The sequence below is a fragment of the Mesorhizobium sp. B2-3-5 genome, assembly GCF_006442395.1.
GTDB lineage: Bacteria > Pseudomonadota > Alphaproteobacteria > Rhizobiales > Rhizobiaceae > Mesorhizobium.
This window is the reverse complement of the sequence record NZ_VFVX01000004.1, coordinates 265,397-284,577: the sequence shown is the minus strand read 5'-3', so window position 1 is coordinate 284,577 and position 19,181 is coordinate 265,397. Positions and strand designations below refer to the sequence as shown.

The 19,181-nt window shown below is 62.4% G+C and carries 19 protein-coding genes; 9 read left to right on the top strand and 10 right to left on the bottom strand.

The annotated features are described in order from the left end of the window. Positions 1-6: 6 nt before the first annotated feature. The 6 genes from rnr (at position 7) to rpmG (ending at position 5,658) form a co-directional block, all read left to right on the top strand. Positions 7-2,313 carry a ribonuclease R gene (gene rnr / locus FJ958_RS07820; RefSeq protein ID WP_140741252.1) on the top strand — a complete coding sequence of 769 codons (2,307 nt, stop codon included), beginning with the start codon at positions 7-9 and terminating at the stop codon, positions 2,311-2,313. Further along, the gene (locus FJ958_RS07815) at positions 2,313-2,747 is read left to right on the top strand and encodes a DUF983 domain-containing protein (protein WP_181176320.1); all 435 of its coding nucleotides are present in this window, start codon (positions 2,313-2,315) and stop codon (positions 2,745-2,747) included. The genes rnr and FJ958_RS07815 overlap by 1 nt, the downstream gene beginning before the upstream one ends. A 73-nt stretch (positions 2,748-2,820) precedes the next feature. Beyond that, entirely contained in the window at positions 2,821-3,561 is a 741-nt protein-coding gene (locus FJ958_RS07810) for an NUDIX domain-containing protein (RefSeq protein ID WP_140741249.1), read from the top strand. A gap of 22 nt (positions 3,562-3,583) precedes the next feature. Beyond that, positions 3,584-4,762 (top strand): MFS transporter, encoded by a 1,179-nt coding sequence (locus FJ958_RS07805; protein WP_140741247.1) that lies wholly within the window; start codon positions 3,584-3,586, stop codon positions 4,760-4,762. Between the two features lie 115 nt (positions 4,763-4,877). Beyond that, a complete protein-coding gene (locus FJ958_RS07800) occupies positions 4,878-5,336 on the top strand; it encodes a hypothetical protein (protein WP_140741246.1) in 459 nt (152 codons plus the stop codon). A 154-nt stretch (positions 5,337-5,490) separates the two neighbouring features. Next, positions 5,491-5,658 carry a 50S ribosomal protein L33 gene (rpmG, locus tag FJ958_RS07795; protein WP_006201775.1) on the top strand — a complete coding sequence of 56 codons (168 nt, stop codon included), beginning with the start codon at positions 5,491-5,493 and terminating at the stop codon, positions 5,656-5,658. Positions 5,659-5,729: 71 nt separating this feature from the next. Here the strand turns inward: rpmG and ugpC are convergent, their stop codons facing one another. From ugpC to FJ958_RS07750, 8 genes are all read right to left on the bottom strand, one after another. Next, positions 5,730-6,797, bottom strand: a complete 1,068-nt coding sequence (gene ugpC / locus FJ958_RS07790; protein ID WP_140741244.1) for a sn-glycerol-3-phosphate ABC transporter ATP-binding protein UgpC — start codon at positions 6,795-6,797, stop codon at positions 5,730-5,732. Positions 6,798-6,801: 4 nt separating this feature from the next. After that, positions 6,802-7,650, bottom strand: coding sequence for a carbohydrate ABC transporter permease (locus FJ958_RS07785; protein ID WP_140741243.1), 849 nt, complete (start codon positions 7,648-7,650; stop codon positions 6,802-6,804). Next, complete coding sequence (locus tag FJ958_RS07780) at positions 7,650-8,573, bottom strand: sugar ABC transporter permease (RefSeq protein ID WP_140741241.1); 924 nt, start codon at positions 8,571-8,573, stop codon at positions 7,650-7,652. The genes FJ958_RS07785 and FJ958_RS07780 overlap by 1 nt, the downstream gene beginning before the upstream one ends. Before the next feature lie 178 nt (positions 8,574-8,751). Then, a complete protein-coding gene (locus FJ958_RS07775) occupies positions 8,752-10,029 on the bottom strand; it encodes a sugar ABC transporter substrate-binding protein (protein WP_140741240.1) in 1,278 nt (425 codons plus the stop codon). A gap of 29 nt (positions 10,030-10,058) precedes the next feature. After that, on the bottom strand, positions 10,059-11,246 hold the full coding sequence (locus FJ958_RS07770; RefSeq protein WP_140741238.1) for a PLP-dependent transferase: 1,188 nt from the start codon (positions 11,244-11,246) through the stop codon (positions 10,059-10,061). Further along, a complete protein-coding gene (locus tag FJ958_RS07765) occupies positions 11,243-11,977 on the bottom strand; it encodes a FadR/GntR family transcriptional regulator (protein WP_140741236.1) in 735 nt (244 codons plus the stop codon). Before FJ958_RS07765 ends, FJ958_RS07770 begins: the two co-directional genes overlap by 4 nt. A gap of 511 nt (positions 11,978-12,488) precedes the next feature. Further along, positions 12,489-13,862, bottom strand: coding sequence for a PleD family two-component system response regulator (locus FJ958_RS07755; protein WP_140741235.1), 1,374 nt, complete (start codon positions 13,860-13,862; stop codon positions 12,489-12,491). A 33-nt stretch (positions 13,863-13,895) separates the two neighbouring features. Then, positions 13,896-14,267: a response regulator gene (locus FJ958_RS07750; RefSeq protein ID WP_006334976.1), complete on the bottom strand. Its 372-nt coding sequence runs from the start codon at positions 14,265-14,267 to the stop codon at positions 13,896-13,898. A 245-nt stretch (positions 14,268-14,512) separates the two neighbouring features. Here FJ958_RS07750 and FJ958_RS07745 point away from each other — a divergent pair, with 245 nt between their 5' ends. Both FJ958_RS07745 and FJ958_RS07740 read left to right on the top strand, forming a co-directional pair. After that, complete coding sequence (locus FJ958_RS07745) at positions 14,513-14,812, top strand: DUF3572 domain-containing protein (RefSeq protein ID WP_140610111.1); 300 nt, start codon at positions 14,513-14,515, stop codon at positions 14,810-14,812. Next, a complete protein-coding gene (locus tag FJ958_RS07740) occupies positions 14,809-15,462 on the top strand; it encodes a hypothetical protein (RefSeq protein WP_140741233.1) in 654 nt (217 codons plus the stop codon). Before FJ958_RS07745 ends, FJ958_RS07740 begins: the two co-directional genes overlap by 4 nt. Positions 15,463-15,511: 49 nt before the next feature. Here the strand turns inward: FJ958_RS07740 and FJ958_RS07735 are convergent, their stop codons facing one another. After that, positions 15,512-17,071 (bottom strand): hypothetical protein, encoded by a 1,560-nt coding sequence (locus FJ958_RS07735; protein ID WP_140741298.1) that lies wholly within the window; start codon positions 17,069-17,071, stop codon positions 15,512-15,514. Positions 17,072-17,164: 93 nt separating this feature from the next. Next, entirely contained in the window at positions 17,165-17,746 is a 582-nt protein-coding gene (locus FJ958_RS07730) for a GNAT family N-acetyltransferase (protein ID WP_140741231.1), read from the bottom strand. Between the two features lie 65 nt (positions 17,747-17,811). Here FJ958_RS07730 and FJ958_RS07725 point away from each other — a divergent pair, with 65 nt between their 5' ends. Beyond that, positions 17,812-19,140 carry a DNA polymerase IV gene (locus FJ958_RS07725; RefSeq protein WP_140741230.1) on the top strand — a complete coding sequence of 443 codons (1,329 nt, stop codon included), beginning with the start codon at positions 17,812-17,814 and terminating at the stop codon, positions 19,138-19,140. Positions 19,141-19,181 lie beyond the last annotated feature (41 nt).

Genomic DNA, 19,181 nt, shown 5'->3' with positions numbered 1-19,181 from the left:
GACGGCGTGGCGCGCAGGATCACCGGAAGAAGCCACGGCGATCCGCGCACCGCCGACACCAGGGCCAAGGTCAAGGACGATTACCGGCCTTCGCGTGACGAAATCCTGCGCTACATCGCCGAGAATCCTGATCGGGCGGGAAAACGCGACATCGCCAAGGCCTTCGCGCTGCGTGGCGACGACCGCATCTGGCTGAAGGATCTCCTGCGCGACCTGCAGGATGAGGGCGTCCTGAGCAAGGAGCGCAAGCGGCTGGCCCGGGTCGGCGCCCTGCCCCATGTTGCCGTGCTCGATATATTCGGCCGCGATGGCGACGGTATTTTGCTGGCCCATCCGACCGAGGCCGTCGGCACTGGCGAGCCGCCCGTGGTCTCGATCCGGGTTTCGCGCGGCGGCAGCGGGCCGGCGCCGGGCATCGGCGACCGCGTGCTGGCCAAGACGTTCCCGACCGATGATCCGTCGGGTCCCGCCTATACCGGCCGGGTGATGAAGATCTTCGAGAAACGCAACGAGGCCGTTCTCGGTGTCTTCCGGGTGCTTCAGGACGGCACCTTTCGCATCGAGCCGGTGGAACGGCGCCAGCCGGAACTGGTCGTCGACAAGGAATTCCAGAACGGCGCCAGGAACGGCGACCTGGTCGAGGTCGAACCCGCGCGGGCCTCCCGCTATGGGCTGCCGAGAGCCAAGGTGCTCAACGTGCTGGGCTCGCTGACCAGTGAAAAGGCGGTCTCGATGATCGCCATCCACGCCCACGACATTCCGCACATTTTCCCGGCCGACGTGATTGCTGAATCCGAAGCCGTCAAACCGGCGACGATGGCCAACCGCGAGGACTGGCGCGACCTGCCGCTCGTCACCATCGATCCGGCCGACGCGAAGGACCATGACGACGCGGTGTTCGCCACACCCGATATCGATGAGAAGAACCCAGGCGGCGTGGTCATCACGGTCGCCATCGCCGATGTCGCCGCCTATGTCCGCTACGGCACCGCACTCGACCGCGAAGCGCTGAAGCGAGGCAATTCGGTCTATTTCCCGGATCGCGTCGTGCCGATGCTGCCCGAGCGCATCTCCAACGACCTCTGCTCGCTGCGCGAAGGCCAGGACCGGCCGGCGCTGGCGGTGCGCATGACCTTCTCCGCCGATGGCCACAAGATCCGGCACTCGTTCCACCGCATCATGATGAAGTCGGCGGCCAAGCTTGCCTACCCGCAGGCGCAGGCAGCGATCGACGGTGTGCCGGACGACAAGACCGGCCCGATCCTCGACACGGTGCTGAAGCCGCTGTGGGATGCCTACGCGATCCTCAAGCGCGGGCGCGAAGGCCGCCAGCCGCTCGAACTCGACCTGCCGGAACGCAAGATCCTGCTGAAAGACGATGGCACGGTCGACCGCGTCATCGTGCCGGAACGGCTCGATGCCCATAAGCTGATCGAAGAATTCATGATCCAGGCCAATGTCGCCGCCGCCGAAACGCTGGAGGGGAAGAAGCAGGCGCTGGTCTATCGTATCCATGACGCGCCCTCGCTCGCCAAGCAGGAATCATTGCGCGAGTTCCTGCAGACGCTTGGCCTGTCGCTGGCGCGCGGCGCGCAGATGCGGCCCAGCCAGTTCAACGGCATTCTGGAACGCGTACGGGGCGCCGACAATGAAGGCCTGGTCAACGAGGTGGTGCTGCGCTCGCAGAGCCAGGCCGAATATTCGCCGAAGAACATCGGCCATTTCGGCCTCAATTTGAGGCGCTACGCGCATTTCACCTCGCCTATCCGCCGCTACGCCGATCTGATCGTGCATCGCGGACTTATCACCGCGCTCGGCCTCGGTCCGGGAGGGTTGACCCAGGACGAAGCGGCCCGTCTCGAAGATGTTGCGGTGCTGATCTCCGGCACCGAACGCCGCGCGATGGCTGCCGAGCGCGACACGGTCGACCGGCTGATCGCCGCTTATCTTGCCGAACGCATCGACGACCGGTTCGATGCCCGCATCTCCGGCGTCACCAAATCAGGACTATTTGTCCAATTGCCGCAGTATGGCGCCGATGGTTTCATCCCCGTGTCAACTCTGGGCGGCGATTACTATATATTCGACGAAACTGCCCGCTCCCTGTTTGGAGAACGCTCCGGCAAAGGCTACCAACTGGCGGATCGCGTCGAGGTTCGGCTCGTTCAGGTGGCTCCGATGGCCGGCGCGATGCGTTTCGAAATGTTGACCGACCCGAAGCCCCTGCCAGGCTCGAAACGGTCATTTCACAAGGCTAAAGGCCGCGCCCGTGCGTCGCAATCGCGACCGGGTTCACGCGGCAGGAGACGATGATGGAACAACAGGTTTTCGGCGGCGAACATCGCTCGGGCCGGGTTGCCCGCCCCTTGTGGACGGCGATGAAGCGCGGTCTGCTGGGCCGTTGCCCGAACTGCGGCGAAGGCAAGCTGTTTCGCGGCTTCACCAAGACGGTGGAGACCTGCAGCGTGTGCGGCGAGGAGATCCACCACCATCGCGCCGATGACCTGCCGGCCTATCTGGTCATCGTCATCGTCGGCCACATCGTTCTCGGCGCCTTCATGGGCGTCGAAGCGACCTCGACCTTGTCTACCTGGCAGCACATCGCGATCTGGGTGCCCTTGACCATCTTGCTGTCGGTTGCACTGCTGCAGCCTGTCAAAGGTGCCGTCATCGGACTGCAATGGGCGTTCTATATGCATGGATTTGGTGGCGAAAAGGATGTGATCGAGCCGCATCCGGGAGCCTGAGATACTGGCTGGCGCAATATGCCGATCATCAAGGCCACTTTCGCATGCAAGAAGTTTCCGCTAGGTCCTGCGCATGGATGGTATGACCAAGGCGGAAGTCGACAGGATCGAGCCGAGCATGATCGCTCTTAGCGATCGGCCGATACGCCCACGCGATGCGGCGACCCTGATCCTGCTTGACCGCAAGGGCGATGAAGTTCTTGTGCTGATGGGCCGCCGCCATGCCGGCCACGCCTTCATGCCTGGAAAATTCGTCTTCCCCGGGGGCCGCACCGACCCTGCCGACAGTCGCATCGCTGTCGCCGCGGCATTACACCCGGAACAGGAAACAAAGCTTACCGCCGGCCCAGGACACACCAGCGCCGCGCGAGCCCGCGCCATCGCCCTGTCGGCGATCCGCGAGACCTACGAGGAAGCTGGGCTTCTGATCGGCCGCAAAGGTGCCTTTGCCACCGCTAGGCGCGATTGGCAGGGTTTTGCCGAACATGGCGTGCAGCCCTCCCTGGACATGCTGCGCTTCATCGCCCGGGCCATCACTCCGCCCAACCGGGTGCGCCGCTTCGATACACGCTTCTTCAGCGCCTGGCGCGGCGACGTCGCTGTCGAACTGCCTGGCGGCGGCCCGACGAACGAACTCGAGGAACTGGTCTGGCTGCCGCTTGCCAAGGCTCGCGAAGCCGACATACCCGACATCACCCGAACGATCCTGGACGAGTTGGAAGAGCGTCTGGCCCATGATCCGCAGCTGCGTCCGGGCAGTCCCGTCCCCTTCTACCGGCTGATCCGCAATCGCTTCACCCGCGAAATTCTGTAAAACATCGAGTACTCAGACACCCATGACGGTCGATACCCAACCAAAGGGCGACGAACGCGTACACTGGCTGCCAATGATCGCGGCGATCTCGTCGATCAGCGTCGTCGGCATCGCCATCGGCTTGGGCATGCCCCTGCTCAGCGTCATCCTGGAAACACGCGGCCATTCGGCCTCCATGATCGGCCTCAACACGGCTGTCGCCGGCCTTGCCTCGATCGCCGGAGCGCCATTGGCCACACCGCTCGCCATGCGCTTCGGTGTCGCGTGGACCATGATTGGCATGATTGCCGCCGGTGCGTTCGCCTTCATCGGCTTTCATTTCGCACCTGATTTCTGGATGTGGTTCCCGCTGCGCATAGTGCTGCACATTGCGCTGACCGTGCTGTTCATCCTGTCGGAATTCTGGATCAGCACGTCGGCGCCTCCCTACCGGCGTGGCCTTGTCCTTGGCATCTACGCCACTGTCCTGTCGCTCGGTTTTGCCGCCGGTCCGTGGCTGTTCGCCCATCTCGGCAGCTCCGGCTTCAGGCCATTCGGCGTCATCGTCGCATTGGTGACGCTGGCCGCGATACCGGTGCTGGCGGCGCGTAACGAGAGCCCCACCATTGTCGCCGACGGCGAAACCAGCAACTTCCTGCGCTACATCTGGCTGGTTCCGACCGCGACCTTCGCCGTGCTGGTGTTCGGCGCGGTGGAGACCGGCGGCTTCGCGCTATTTCCAGTCTACGGCAACCGCATCGGCTATTCCGAGGCCGACGCGGCACTTCTCCTGACCATGATCGGTCTCGGCAACGTGCTGTTGCAGATACCCATCGGCATGATCAGCGACAGGGTCAGCGATCGCCGCTATCTGCTGCTCGCCTGCGCCATTGTAGGGTTGGCCGGCACGGTGTTCATGCCCTTCTTCGCCGCGAACTGGCATTTCATGGCAGCGCTGCTTTTCGTCTGGGGCGGTGTCGTCGCGGCCATGTACACGATCGGCCTTGCCCATCTCGGTTCGCAGCTTTCCGGCCACGAACTGGCGTCGGCCAATGCTGCTTTCGTGCTGTGCTACGGCGTCGGCATGGTGCTTGGCCCGCAGGCGATCGGGATCGGCATGGACAGTTTCGGACCTTCCGGCTTCGGCTGGTCGCTCGGCCTGTTCTTCGCCGCCTACATCGTCCTGGTCTGCTTCAGGCTTGTGCGCAAGATTCTCCTGTAACGGGGGACAAAAGCCCTTTGTCGCCGCCCTGAGGCGGCAGGCTGCTGACAGAACCGTGTCAGCAGCCAAGCGGTAAAAGAGGTGTTCCCAAACATCGGAAGTTGAGGACACTCCCATGATCGACAGCGGCTTTGAAACCACATCCCTGCGCATGACGCTTTTGCTGCTGGTGACCTTCCAGGCGCCGGCCGCGGATGTCGACCGCATCATGGACGCGGTGGTCGCGATCGCCCCGCTGGCCATGGGCAAATATGACCGCAACGCTTATCAGTCGGCGCACGGCATCGAACGCTACAGGCCACTGGAAGGCGCGGCGGCCGGCGCCGAAGCCGAATTGCGCCGCCGCCCGGGCACGGTCGAGGTGTCGTTCGAATTGCCTGATGACCAGGCGCTGGCCAGCCGCGTCGTCGAGGTGATTTTCCAGGCGCACTCCTACCAGGAGCCGGTGATCCGCATCCAGCCGATCCTTGCCAGCCGCTCCAAGGGGCTGGACGACCGCACCAATCCGAATCGCTGGTGGAATACGACCGGAGACTGGAAGAAGGTTGCCGCGCCCCAGACGGAAACCGTGTAATTTATGCATGCTGGGCAGCTCGAACCGGCCACATCAGGTCCGCCGGGCTTGACTTTCCGGGTACGTTCTTTATGTGTCGCGCCAAGTTTCCCGCGTCCGGGTGTTTTCCCCGTGCTCCAGCGGCCAAAACTCCACGAACAAACGGACTGATACCATGGCCAAAGCCGCAAACATCAAGATCAAGCTTCTGTCGACCGCCGACACCGGTTTCTTCTACGTGACCAGCAAGAACAGCCGTACCAAGACCGACAAGCTGTCGTTCCGCAAGTACGACCCGGTCGCCAAGAAGCACGTCGAATTCAAGGAAACCAAGATCAAGTAATCTGGTTTCTCTGGAATGCAAAACGCCGCCCATCGGGCGGCGTTTTTTGTTCAGCCGGCAGGCTTAGTCCCTCACCCGATGCGGTCGCCGTTTTTCGGGTCAAACAGGTGCAGCGACGCCGGATCGGCCGCGAGCCGCACGGTATCGCCGGGCTTCACCCCGGCACGGCCCATGGCGAACACGCAGAGCTGCTGGCCGGCCAGTTTGACATAGAACTGCGTCGACAGGCCGAGCGGCTCCACCACCCCCACCTCGCCTTGCAGCGCACCGTCACCGGCCAGCCGGATATGCTCGGGCCGCAGGCCGACGGTGATCGTATCACCCTCCTTGAGCGGTAAGCCGTCCGGCAGTTTTAGCGACTGGCCATCCGACAGCACCGCTTCCAGTAGGCCGCCCTTGCGAACCGTCGCCGGCAGGAAATTCATGCCCGGCGAGCCGATGAAGCCGGCGACGAACATATTGGCCGGCCGGTCGTAGAGATCGAGCGGGGCGCCGACCTGCTGGATCAGCCCATCATGCATGACGACGATGCGGTCGGCCATGGTCATCGCCTCGATCTGGTCGTGCGTGACGTAGACGGAAGTGGTTTTCAATTGTTGGTGCAGCGCCTTGATCTCGGCGCGCATATGCACGCGCAGCTTGGCATCGAGGTTCGACAGCGGCTCGTCGAACAGGAACACTTTGGGGTCACGTACGATGGCGCGGCCCATGGCGACGCGCTGGCGCTGGCCGCCCGACAACTGCCTGGGCAGGCGTTGCAGGAAACTGTCCAGGCCGAGCCGTTTGGCCGCACCGTCGACGCGGGCATCGATGGCGGGCTTCTCGGCCTTCCTCAGCATGAGGCTGAAGCCCATGTTCTTCGACACGTCCATATGCGGATAGAGCGCATAGGACTGGAACACCATGGCAATGTCGCGATCCTTCGGCGCCACGTCGTTGACCACCCGCTCGCCGATGCGGATCTCGCCGCCGGAGGCTTCCTCAAGCCCGGCGATCATGCGCAAAAGCGTGGACTTGCCGCAACCGGACGGGCCGACCAGCACCACGAATTCGCCATCGGCGATTTCAAGATCGACGGCGTGCAGGACACGAACGGCACCATAGTCCTTGCGGACCTTTTCGAGCGAAACAGAAGCCATCGATCTATCCTTTGACGGCGCCGGCGGTCAGGCCGGTGACGAGGTAGCGTTGCAGGAAGGCGAAGAAGATGCAGACCGGGATCAGCGCCAGGATGGATGCCGCCATCATCTGCCCCCAGTCGACGGCGAACTTGCCGATGAAGGTGAGCAGGCCGACGGCAAAGGTTTTCTGGGCGTCGCTTGAAATCAGCATCAGCGCGAACAGAAGCTCGCTCCACGCCGCTGTGAAGACGAAGCCCAGCGTGGCGCCCATGCCGGGCAGCGTCAGCGGCACGATCACGCGGCGCATCGCTTGTGCCCGCGTGCAGCCGTCGATCATCGCCGCCTCCTCCAGATCCTTCGGGATGCCGTCGAAGAAGGACTGCATCAGGAAGGTGGCGAAGGCGGTGTTGAAGGCGGTGTAGATGATGATCAGCCCGGTCAGGCTGTTGATCAAGCCGATCTGACCCATGACGCGGTAGATCGGCGGAATGACCATCACCAGCGGAAAGGTCTGGGTCAGCAGCAACAAGAGAGCCAGCGCCGCCTTGCCGCGAAAGGTGAAACGCGACAAGGCGTAGCCGGCGAGCGTGGCTATGACCGTCACCAATGCCGCCGTCGACACCGAGACGATGACGCTGTTGAGGAAATAGCGTGGAAAATCGGTCGCCTCGAGCACGGTGACGAAGTTCTGTAACGTCACGTGAGACGGCCAGAACGTGACGCCTTCGGAATAGAGCAGCCGCTCCGGGGTGACCGAGATCTTCAGCGTCCAGTAGATCGGAAACAAGGCGAAGATCACATAAGCAGCGATGGCCGCGTAGAGGCCGATGCCGCCGAAGACCCGTTGCGAGGTTGAGCGCCCTGCGATCATCAGACGTGCCTCACCAGTGAGCGGCGGATGGCGATTAGCGCAATCGCATAGGCGATGAGCAGGACGAGCAGCAGAACGGCCACCGCCGAGGCATAGCCCTTGTCCAGCGACTTGAACGCACTGACATAGATGTAGACCGGCACCGTGTTGGTCGAGCCGGCCGGTCCGCCCTCCGTCATGACGAAGATCAGGTCGGCGAAGGTGGCGATCCAGATGGTGCGCAGCATCACCGTGATGGCGATGGTCGGCGCCAGGAACGGCAGCGTCACCTTGGTGAAGCGTTGCCAGGGCGAAGCGCCGTCGATCGCCGCCGCCTCATGCAGTTCCGAGGGGATCGACTTCAGGGCAGCCAGAAGCGTGATGGCGAAGAAGGGAATGCCGAACCAGATATTGGCGACGATCGGCCCCCATATCGCTGTGGCCGGATCGGAGAGTACGTTGGTCGGCTCGGCCTTCAGCCCCAACGCGAACAGCCAGTGCGGCAACGGACCGATGATCGGGTTGAACAACCAGGCCCAGGTCAGGCCCGAAAGGAAGGACGGCACGGCCCAGGGCAGGAACACCAGAGCCTGCACGACCTTGCGGCCCAAGAACGGCTTGTCGAGCAGCAGCGCCAGGCCAAGGCCGAGGAAGAACTGGAAGAACAGGCTTGCGACCGTCCACCACAGCGTGTTGACCAGCGCCTGTCCAAGTACCTGGTCCGACAGCATCGCCTGATACTGCCCGAGCCCGACATATTCCGACTTGAAGGCCGAGAATTTGCGGAAGGAATAGCTGATGCCTATGACCAGCGGCACAAGCAGCACCACGACCAGCAGGATGATCGCCGGGCTGAGATAGAGCCAGGGCTCGAACGCCGCATAGGAAAGCCGCTTCTTTCGCGGCCGGCCGGCGGATCGTATTTCGGAGACGGCATAGGTCATTGGCGCTCGCAGTGGAAGATTGGTGCGACATGGCAACAGCTTCCTTCTCCCCGTTCACGGGGAGAAGATGCCGGCAGGCAGATGAGGGCTGCGCGAACCTACGAGAGGATGGCGCCGCCCCTCATCCGTCACTTCGTGACACCTTCTCCCCGTGAAATGGGGAGAAGGAAGAAGGGCGTCACTTCTTGTTCTTCGCCATCCAATCCTGCTGTTCCTTGGTCAGGAACGCTGCCCACTGGTCGGCGACTTCCTTGGCCGTCTTCTGGCCAAGCAAGACTTCCTGGAAGTTCTTGATCGCCACCTGGTCGACGAAATTGCCGAGGTTTTCCAGATGCGTCGGCGGCGTCACCATCTCATATTTGGAGCTGTCGCTCAGTTCGGTGAACCAGCCCTTGAACTGCTCGGTCTTGAAATGCGCGTCCTGGTCGGCGCCGTTGTGGATCGGGATGACACCGACTTCCTTCGCCCATTCGAGATTGTCCTTCGGCGACAGAAGGGTCGACATCAGCTTCCAGGCGTCGTCCTTGTGCTGCGAGTTGGCGAACATCGCCCAACCGGCGTAGCCGAGCGTCGGATAGGATTTGCCGCTTGGTCCGACCGGCAGCGGCGCCACGGCGAAGTCGTCGGCGCTCATCTTGTCGGCGATGCCGAGCAGCGCGTCCGGATCCTGGTTGAGCATGGCGCAGGTGCCGGAATAGAAGCCGGTGACGGTTTCGTTGAAACCCCAGCTTACCGCATCCTTCGGCGCCAGCCCCTGCTTGTACATGTCGGCCAGCATCTGAAGGCCTTTGACCGAACCTTCTTCGTTGATGGTCGAGGTGCCGTCCTCGTTGAAATAGCCGCCCTTCCCGGCCGCAATGTTCATGAACATGTGCATGCCGTTGAAGGCACCCGGGCCGCCGCGCAGGCAGTAGCCGTACTTGCCTGGGATGGCGGAGATCTTCTTGGAGTCGGCGACGAACTCATCGAGCGTGGCCGGCGGGCCGTCGAGGCCGGCTTGCTTGAACAGCTTCTTGTTCCAGAACAGCGCATTCACATAATAGCCGTAAGGGATCATGAACTGGGTGTTGTTGACCGTCGAGCCGAACTGCTTGGCGCGCTCGCCGAGCGTCTTGGCATCAGCCCATTTGGCCATATAGGGCCCGAGATCCTCGAGCTGGGCATTGTTGGCATAGAGGCCCATCCAGCGCTCCGGCATCTCGACCACGTCGGGCGTGTCGCCGGCCTGCACCATGGTCAGGAATTTCTCGAAGGCCTGTCCCCAGGGCAACGACACCAGTTCGACCTTGACGCCGGGATTGGCGGCTTCGAACTCGGCGATCTGCTTTTTCAGGAACTCGGTGCGCGGCGGGCTGGTGATGACTTCGACCATCTTGAGGGTCGAATCGGCCAGCGCGCTCCCGGCGGAAATCGCCAGTCCCGCAACGGTGGCAAGCATGACGGTCAGTTTTTTCATGTTCAAGACTCCCATTTTGAACCTGCTTGTTATTTTCTGGCTTTTTCGAAGGCCTGGGCGATATCGGCCCAGAGGTCCTCGACACTTTCCAATCCGACATTAAAGCGGATGGTTCGGGGGCTGACGCCGAAGCGCGCCATCGAATTCAGTCCTGGCGTCTGCTCCAGCGACGCCTTGGCCGGCACGACCAGGCTCTCATGCCCGCCCCAACTGACGCCGATGCGGAAATATTTCATCGCATCGACGAAAACCGGGATGTCGATATCGTCCGTCACCTCGAAGGAGAACAGGCCGGCATAGCCGGCAAGCGTCGCTTTGCCGGGATGGTTCGAATAAGCGGGATGGTTGACCCGCTCGACACTGCCATGCGCCTTCAGCCGCTCGGCGATTGTGAGCCCGCTCTTCATATGATGCGGCAAACGCAACGGCAGCGTCCGCAGTCCACGCAACAGCAGCCAGGCCTCGAACGGCGACAGCTTGCCGCCGAGATAGGAGTACGTCTGCTCGTTGATATGCTTGATGTGCGCGGCCGAACCCGCCACTACGCCGGCGACGGTGTCGCTATGGCCGCCGAGATATTTCGAGGCCGAGTGCAGCACGAGATCGACGCCGTGCGAGATCGGCTTCTGGAAAACCGGCGTCGCCCAGGAATTGTCGATGGTGGTGACGATGCCCTGCTCCCTGGCCAGGCGGGTCAGGTGTGGCAGGTCCTGCAGCTCGAACATCATCGAGGTCGGGCTTTCCAGATAGAGCAGCTTGGCGCCGGGAAGTGCCGCCGCGACCGCATCGGGATCGGAACCGTCGACATAGTCGACCTTGATATTGAGGCGCGGCAGAAGCCGCTCGAAAAGGCGGTAGGCGTCGCCATAGCAATTGCGGACCGCAACGATGCGCTCGCCGGCGCCGACGAAGGCAAGCACGGTAGCGCTGATCGCAGCCATGCCACTTGAAAAGCCGCGCGCGGCCTCGGCGCCCTCGAGCGCGGCCACGCGCGCCTCGAACTCCATCACCGTCGGGTTGTCGCCGCGCGAATAGATCGGCTGCTTTCGTTTGCCGGCAAACGTATCGGCCATTTCGGCATAGTTGGCGAAGGTGAACAGCGACGTCTGGTAGATCGGCGGCACCACCGCGCCACCAGGGAACGGTTCGTCATGCGCCAGAAGCGTCGCCGCCTCGGCAAGATAGTCGTGGTCGAAACCGGTCGGATGCTCGTTCATGTCTGGCTCGGAAGTTTGAGTTTGGCCGCACCGCGCTTGAGGTCGTCCTCGACGGTGGCGATCAGCTTGAGCGCCTCGGCGCGCGCGCCTTGCGGGTCACGCGCGGCGATAAATTCGTAGATGGTGCGGTGGTAGGGAAAGCTGGCGTGGCCGAAGTCGCGCACGCCGAGCGGATGCTCCCAGAAGCGGTGGAACAGTTCGTGCATAGCGGCGATGATCTGTTCGAACAGCGGATTGCCCGAAACCCTGTAGATCGCCTGGTGGAATTCCCAATCCTCTTCCGACGACATGCCGTCACGGGTGCGAAACGCCTGTTCCATGATGTCGAGCTTGCGTTCGATCTCGGCGATATCGGCTTGGCTCGCGCGCTCGGCGCAAAGGGCCGCCGCCTCAGCTTCCAGCGCACGGCGGATTTCCAGAGTCTGCATCAGGCTGGTGAAATCGTTGCCGCCCGCCAGCGTCAGCGGCATGTGCAGCATGTCAGGAGACACAGCCGCCTTGAGGTAGGTGCCACTGCCTTGCCGGCGCTCGACGAGACCGAGCCCTTCCCACCGCGTCAGTGCCTCGCGCACCGTGTTGCGGCTGACCTTCAGCCGCTCGGCCAGAATACGCTCCGTCGGCAGCCGCTCGCCGGGCTGCAGGGCTTCGGCACGCACAAAGCCCACCAAAGCCTTCAGCACGGCGTCGTCCCGCGCCGTCGTCTGAATGGGTGGCAGGCTGTTATGGTCCACAGCAACTCCAAGTGGTTCAATGGTCCAACCAATTTCTACACAGAAGAAGGCCCCTGTCAATCGCTTGTCAGGAGGCCATCGAATGTCTGCGAGAGGCACGGTCGGCGAGTGGCAAACAGCCTTATCGGTTGAAGTCGCCATAGTTCAGGAAGCGTTATTCAGATTTTCCGCGCATGAAAAAGCCCCTGATATTTCGGGCTTGGTACGGAGTCTTGAGTCCGTTTTGAAACAAAGGGGGCCGGTCGGCGTTTGGCAGCGGTACGAGGAGGCCACTATGTGCCAGCGCCGGCCGGCCGACCCCACGGACCCAGGAGATGCGGCGGACCTGAGCATCATGGGGTATTCGAGAGATCGAGCCGGCTATCTACCCTCGTGCCGGTTTCGTCTTGACCAGCACACTTGCGCAAGAGCTTATGAAAATCAACACTTTCTTAACCAAGGCTCGCGAATCGCTTGGATTAAGGTAAACGGGTAACCCTGTCGGAGTGACTGGATAATCGAGCCTGGGCCGTTACGCCGCTTTGGCGACAACGCGGTTGCGGCCGCCACTCTTGGCTTCATAGAGCGCGAGATCGGCGCGCTTCATCAGCGCCGCCACCGTATCCATGCCCTTCAGTACCGACGACACGCCAACACTGACGGTGACCTCGATGGTCTTACCATCGGCACCGAGGGCAAACGGCTTCTGGGCGATCTCGGCCCGGATGCGTTCGGCCACCTTCTCGGCCACCGCGCCATCGGTGTCCGGCATGACCACCACGAACTCTTCGCCGCCGAAACGGCAGGCAAGGTCGATGCCGCGAACATTCTTGCGCAGCCGCCGCGCGAATTCCCGCAGCACCTCGTCACCGCCATCGTGGCCATGCGTGTCATTGATGGACTTGAAGCGGTCGAGATCGGTGATCATCACCGACAACGGCCGGCGCCGCGCCACGGCGCGGTCGAACAGCGTCTGCAGATGGCTGTCGAGATAGCGGCGGTTATGCAGCCCGGTCAGGCCGTCCGTTACCGCCATCTCGATGGTTTGGGTGACGCTGGCGCGCAATTGGTCGTTGTAGCGCTTGCGGCGCACCTGGGTGCGCAGCCGTGCCGTCAGTTCCTGCTGGTCGATCGGCCGCATCAGATAGTCGTTGATGCCGAGTTCGAGGCCGCGGATGATGCGCTCCTCCTCGCCCTCCTCCGCCAGCAGGATGATCGGCACGAAACGGGTTCGGTCGAGCGAGCGCAACTGCGAGCAGAGCCTGAGCGGATCGAAATCGGCGAAGGCCGTCGAGATCATCACGCATTCGTAGGGTGTCTCGGCGGCCTGGAAGAAACCGGCGTGCGGATCGCTGGTGACGTCGAGGTCGGCACGGTCGCGCAGCATCTTCTCGATGCGCTCGACCGACGATTTGCGCTCGTCGATCAAAAGCACTTTTGGCGTCGTGTCCTCGGATGCGAAATTGCGGCTGAGCAACTCTTCGATGCCGATGTTGCGGGTCGTCGAAGCGCGCAGCCTGAGCTCGTCGGTCAGAGACTTCAACCTGACCAGGCTCTTGACCCGCGTCATCAGCTGCAAGTCGTTTACGGGCTTGGTCAGGAAGTCGTCGGCGCCGGCTTCCAGCCCGCGCACGCGGTCGGACACCTGGTCGAGCGCGGTGATCATCACCACCGGGATGTGCGACGTCGCCGGATCGCTTTTCAGCCGTCGGCAGACTTCGAACCCATCCATGTCGGGCATCATGACATCCAGCAACACCACGTCGACCTTGCCGTTCTCGCAAGTCTCGATCGCATCAGGCCCGTTGGTGGCGGTCAGCACCTCGAAATACTCGGCCAGCAGCCGAACCTCCAGCAGCCTCACATTGGCAGGGATGTCGTCGACGACGAGGATCCGCGCGGTCATTTCACAAGGCTCCGGCTCGGCTGGAAAGGCACATCAGGCATCGCCCAGATAGGATTTGATGGTTTCGATGAAACGCGGCACCGAGATCGGCTTTGAGATATAGGCCTCGCAGCCGCCCTGGCGGATGCGTTCCTCGTCACCTTTCATCGCGAAGGCAGTCACCGCGATGACCGGGATGACATGCAGGTCGTCGTCTTCCTTCAGCCATTTGGTCACCTCCAGACCCGACACTTCGGGCAACTGGATGTCCATCAGGATGAGATCCGGCCGATGCTGGCGGGCAAGGTCGAGCGCCTCCAGACCATTGCGGGTGCGCACCGTCTCGTATCCACTTGCTTCGATGAGGTCCCGAAAGAGCTTCATATTGAGCTCATTGTCCTCGACGATCATGACCTTCTTCGGCATCGACATCCCGTCCCGGTCGCCCTCCGCTCGAAGGCAGCCGTCATGCGTTCTTCCTTGAGCGCACCAAACCCTGCTTCACTATACGGCAATATGATTGACGAAACGGAAACCTATGGCTGCAAAGCAGCGCGATTTCCACCCCGTCTTCCCGCGCGTCGAAAAGGCGCGCCGCGTTGTAAAGGCTTGCCGCAAACAACTCTTGCCATTACTGCGGAAGAGACTCATTCCGCATACCGAAGGTAGTGATGGCAAACGCGGCGTCAATGCGCGAAGAGGCGGAAACCCTTGCCGTGAAGGCGCTGGGTTTCGTTGCCTCCGATCCGGAGCTGTTGCCGCGTTTTCTGGCCATCACCGGAATAGAGGCGCATTCGATCCGAAAGGCCGCCGGCGAGCCGGGATTCCTGGCCGGCGTCCTGCAGTTCATTCTCGCCCACGAGCCGACCCTGATGCGCTTTGCCGAGGAAACCGGCACGCCGCCGGCGGCCGTCGGTAAGGCGTTGCGCGCCTTGCCGCTCGGCGACGACAACCATGAGCGTTCGATATGAGCGATGATCCAGAGACCGCGCGCCAGATCGAGGAGCTGGCGGCCGACGACCGGCCGCTGCTGGTGCTCGACGTCGACGACGTCGTGCTCGAATTCATCCGCCCCTTTCCGCACTTCCTCAAGGCGCGCGGTTATGGCCTGACACTGGCGTCCTTCCGCCTGACCGGCAATATCGCCGAAACAGCCGGCGGCCGCCTGATCGAACAGCCGGAAGTCACGGCACTTCTGGGCGATTTCTTCGATGCGCAAGCCGATTGGCAGAGCATCACCGACGGTGCCGTGGAAGCCCTGGCAAGACTTGGCGACAACGCCGAGATCATCATGCTGACGGCCATGCCGCACAAGCATCGCGCCGTGCGCCGGGCCCATCTCGATGCCCTGGGGCTAAACTATCCGCTGCTGACCACTGAAATGGCCAAGGGACCAGCGGTGGCGAGGCTGCGCGGCCGTAGCAGCCGGCCGGTGGTTTTCGTCGACGATCAGCCGCACAATCTGGCGTCGGTGCGGGAATCGGTCGCCGACGCAAATCTTTTCCACCTGATGGCCGACAATTCGCTACGTGCGTTCCTGCCGCCAGTCCCGGGCGACGTCATCGTCGTCCAGGAATGGCGCGAAGCCGGGCCGAAGATCGCGGGCGCGCTGGGGTTCTAAGGCAAATCGCCCAAAAGTGACTTTGGTTTCGGGATCGAGGGCTGAACCCTCAAGGGTTCAGTTTCGCTCCTGATCCGCCATTGTCGTTACCGCCATTATCGCTACCGCCACTATCGTCGCCGTTGCCATCGTCCGCGCCGTTACCGTCATCGACGCTATCGTCCACTGCGGGATCGGCAGGCTTCAGCATGACACCGTTGACAGCGACCGAGCCGTCAGCCTTGGTGTTGATAACCCACTCCAACTTGCCATCCGGCAGCGTTTTGGCAAAACCCTTCGCCATGAGAGCGACAGGCACGTACTGCCCGATCTCCGGCTGCGCCTTTGCCGCCTCCTGCAGATGCGCCATGATCTTGTCGAAGCCGGCGACATCGACAGTGAGACTCGCGTCGGGTTTCTGGCCGAAGCTTGTCATCTCGCCTTCCAGCGCGATCTCCATGTCTTTGTTCTTGACGGTGCTGTGATCGATGACAACCTTCGGCGTCTTGGCCAGGAAGTCGGCCTTGAGCTGGTCGCCGAATTCCGCCGACAACGGCGGTTTGTGATTGAGATCAAAGGCTTCGATAGCCTTCTTCGCCATGCTGTCGAGATCGATGTTCGCGCCGCCGAAGTTCAGGTCGATATCGGTGGGCAGCAGCGCCACGCTCCAGCTTGGCAAAAGCTGCTGCGGCACGGTCAGCCCTGAAGCCTTGATGCCATAGCTGATTTTGCCGTTCTGGGAGACGCCGTCGGTACCGAACACGGCGCTGAGCTGGGTCGCCCCGAAAGTGCCGATCGGGCTGTCGACCGCGAAATCCTTGAAGCCATAAGTGCCATCGATGCGCTCCCACACCGGAAGCGCGGCAAGCAGAAGCGACTTGAGTTGCGCCTGGTTTGCCTTCAGCGTCTTCTCGTCTTCATTGGCCACGGCAAATGCCAGGAGGTCGAGCAGCGGCTTGGTCTGCACGCCCTTGCCACTGGCTTCCACCGACAATTCCGGCGACCTTATCGTGACCGGAAAATTCAGCCCGCTCTCGGGATCATTGTATTTTATCGCTTCGACGAAGCTCGAAATCTTTTGCGATGTCGTGAAATCGACGCCGCCATTAGCCGCCTTGGTCGCGGACAGGCTCGCGGTGCCCGCGCCAGCGCTCATATCGATCTGCTGCTTGGCGTCCTTCGATGCCATCGTCATGCTCGCGATCGAGCTGGTGCCGCTGGTAAAGGCGGCAAGTTTCGGATCGTAGACGCCGGAACCCTTGCCGTCCTTGATTGAAAACTGTGTGCTTTGCAGCCCCTCGGGCCCGTTGAACTCGAAAGATGCGCTTTGCGAAAAATCCATCGAGACATCCCAGGATCCGTCACTGCGCGGCTTGACCAGCAGGGCGTAGGGCGCAAAGTCGAATTTCACCAGCTTCTGGTCGGGAAATGTCCCGGCCAGAGCCTTGAAATCAAACACGATCTTGTAGGCGTTGCCTTCGACCGAAACCTTCAGGATGCCTTTGTCGAGTGCCTGTTTACCGACATAGCGGGACAGGTCATCGGACAATTGCTTCGCGCCCTGGCTGTCGACGGTCTGGCCGAAAGCGGGCGCGCTGAGCAGGAGCGCGGTAATGGCAACTGGCAACATACGGGTCACGGGAACTCTCCGTTTGGTCGAAAGGCAAAAATCTGTTCGTACTTCTGGTAGGGAAATACAATCACAACTGCAAGACAGCGATGTTCAGGCGCCCAGCACCAGTCGCATCAATGGCCGGCCGGCCTTCCGCTCGACGAGCCTCTCGAACCCGGCCTTTTCGAACACGCGCGACGAGCCGACGAACAGCCCGATGGAGCGCGAATCGCGGGACAGGTCGATCGGGCAGGCCTCGACAAGGCGTGCCCCGCTTTTGCGGGCGAAATCGACACCGCCTTCGACGAGCTGGTGGGTGATGCCCCTGCCGCGTGCTTTGGCGCGGATGAAAAAGCACGAGATCGCCCAAACGGCCGGATCGGAAGCATCGGCGGGGTCGATCGGCGCCGAGCCCCTGCCCTTGTTGTTCCATTCGGGCACGTCGGCCCGTGGTCCGATCTGCATCCAGCCAACCGCCTTACCATCCTCGATGGCCAGCAGGCCGGGCGGTGGGCCGGCTTCGATGCGCGCCTTTATGTGGTCCTTGTTGCGTTCGCGGCTGCTCTCGCGCCGCGCCGCCGGTGCCAGCCGGAAATGCGTGCACCAGCAGCCGTAACAGGCGCCCTGCTTGCCGAAAAGGTCCTCGAATTCAGGCCAGAGCTCAGGCGTCAGCGGTACTATGGTCGTGCTCATATGTTCTCCCCAGGCCAAGCTTGTCGCTGGCCCTGCACTGTCGTACCATTGCCTCTGTTCTCTTTATGTTCGCAGCGATGGCGGCCCCTGTCAACAATCCTGATCACGGTTTTTGTCGTGACTGCCTGACGTTTCAGCGCAGTGAAACGCGCCGCTGCGAGCGCTGCGGCAGCCCCCGCCTTGCCCGCCATCCGGAGCTTTACCGGCTGCATCTGGCCCATATCGACTGCGATGCCTTCTACGCGTCGATCGAAAAGCGCGACAACCCGGCGCTCAAGGACAAGCCGCTGATCATAGGCGGCGGCAAGCGCGGGGTCGTCTCCACCGCATGCTACATCGCCCGTATCAGGGGCGTGCGCTCCGCCATGCCGATGTTCAAGGCGCTCGAAGCCTGCCCCGAGGCCGTCGTGATCCCGCCCAACATGGAAAAATATGTGCATGTCGGCCGCGAAGTGCGCGCCATGATGCAGGCGCTGACGCCGTTGGTCGAGCCGCTGTCGATCGACGAGGCATTTCTCGATCTCGCCGGCACCGAGCGGTTGCACGGTCTGCCGCCGGCGGTGGTGCTGGCGCGCTTTGCGCAGGCGGTCGAGACGGAGATCGGCATCACGGTTTCGGCCGGCCTCTCCTACTGCAAGTTCCTCGCCAAGATCGCGTCGGATTTCCGCAAGCCGCGCGGCTTCTCGGTCATCGGCGAGGCCGAGGCGGTCGGCTTCCTGGCGCCGCAGCCGGTGACCATGATCTGGGGCGTCGGCAAGGCATTCAACGCCACGCTGGAGCGCGACGGCATCCGCACCATTGGCCAGCTTCAAAGGATGGAGCGCGGCGACTTGATGCGCCGCTATGGTTCAATGGGTGACCGGCTCTATCGGCTTTCGCGCGGAGAGGACGTCCGCCGCGTCGATCCTGACCAGGACGCCAAGAGCGTATCGGCCGAAACCACCTTCGACACCGACATCGCATCACTGGAAGAACTGGTCTCGGTGCTGAGGGGCCTTTCGGAAAAGGTCTCGGCGCGACTGAAAAAATCAGGCATCGCCGGGCGCACCGTGGTGCTGAAACTGAAGACCCAGGACTTCAAGCTGCGCACCCGCAACCGCCAGCTCGGCGACCCGACAAGGCTCGCGGACCGCATCTTTTCGACCGGCGTGGACCTTTTGCGCAGGGAAGCGGATGGCACGAAATACCGGCTGCTCGGCATCGGCGTCAGCGACCTTTCCGACGACGACAAGGCCGACCCGCCTGACCTCGTCGACCTCCAGTCGCGCAAGCGCGCCATGGCAGAAGGCGCCATCGACGCGTTGCGCGACAAGTTCGGCCGCAAGGCGGTGGAAACCGGCTATACGTTCGGCAGGGGCCGCGATGCCCACCCGCCGGAGCCGATCGAGGACTGACGCCGGATATGGGTATGGAGATTCGGGCCAGACATCACCTG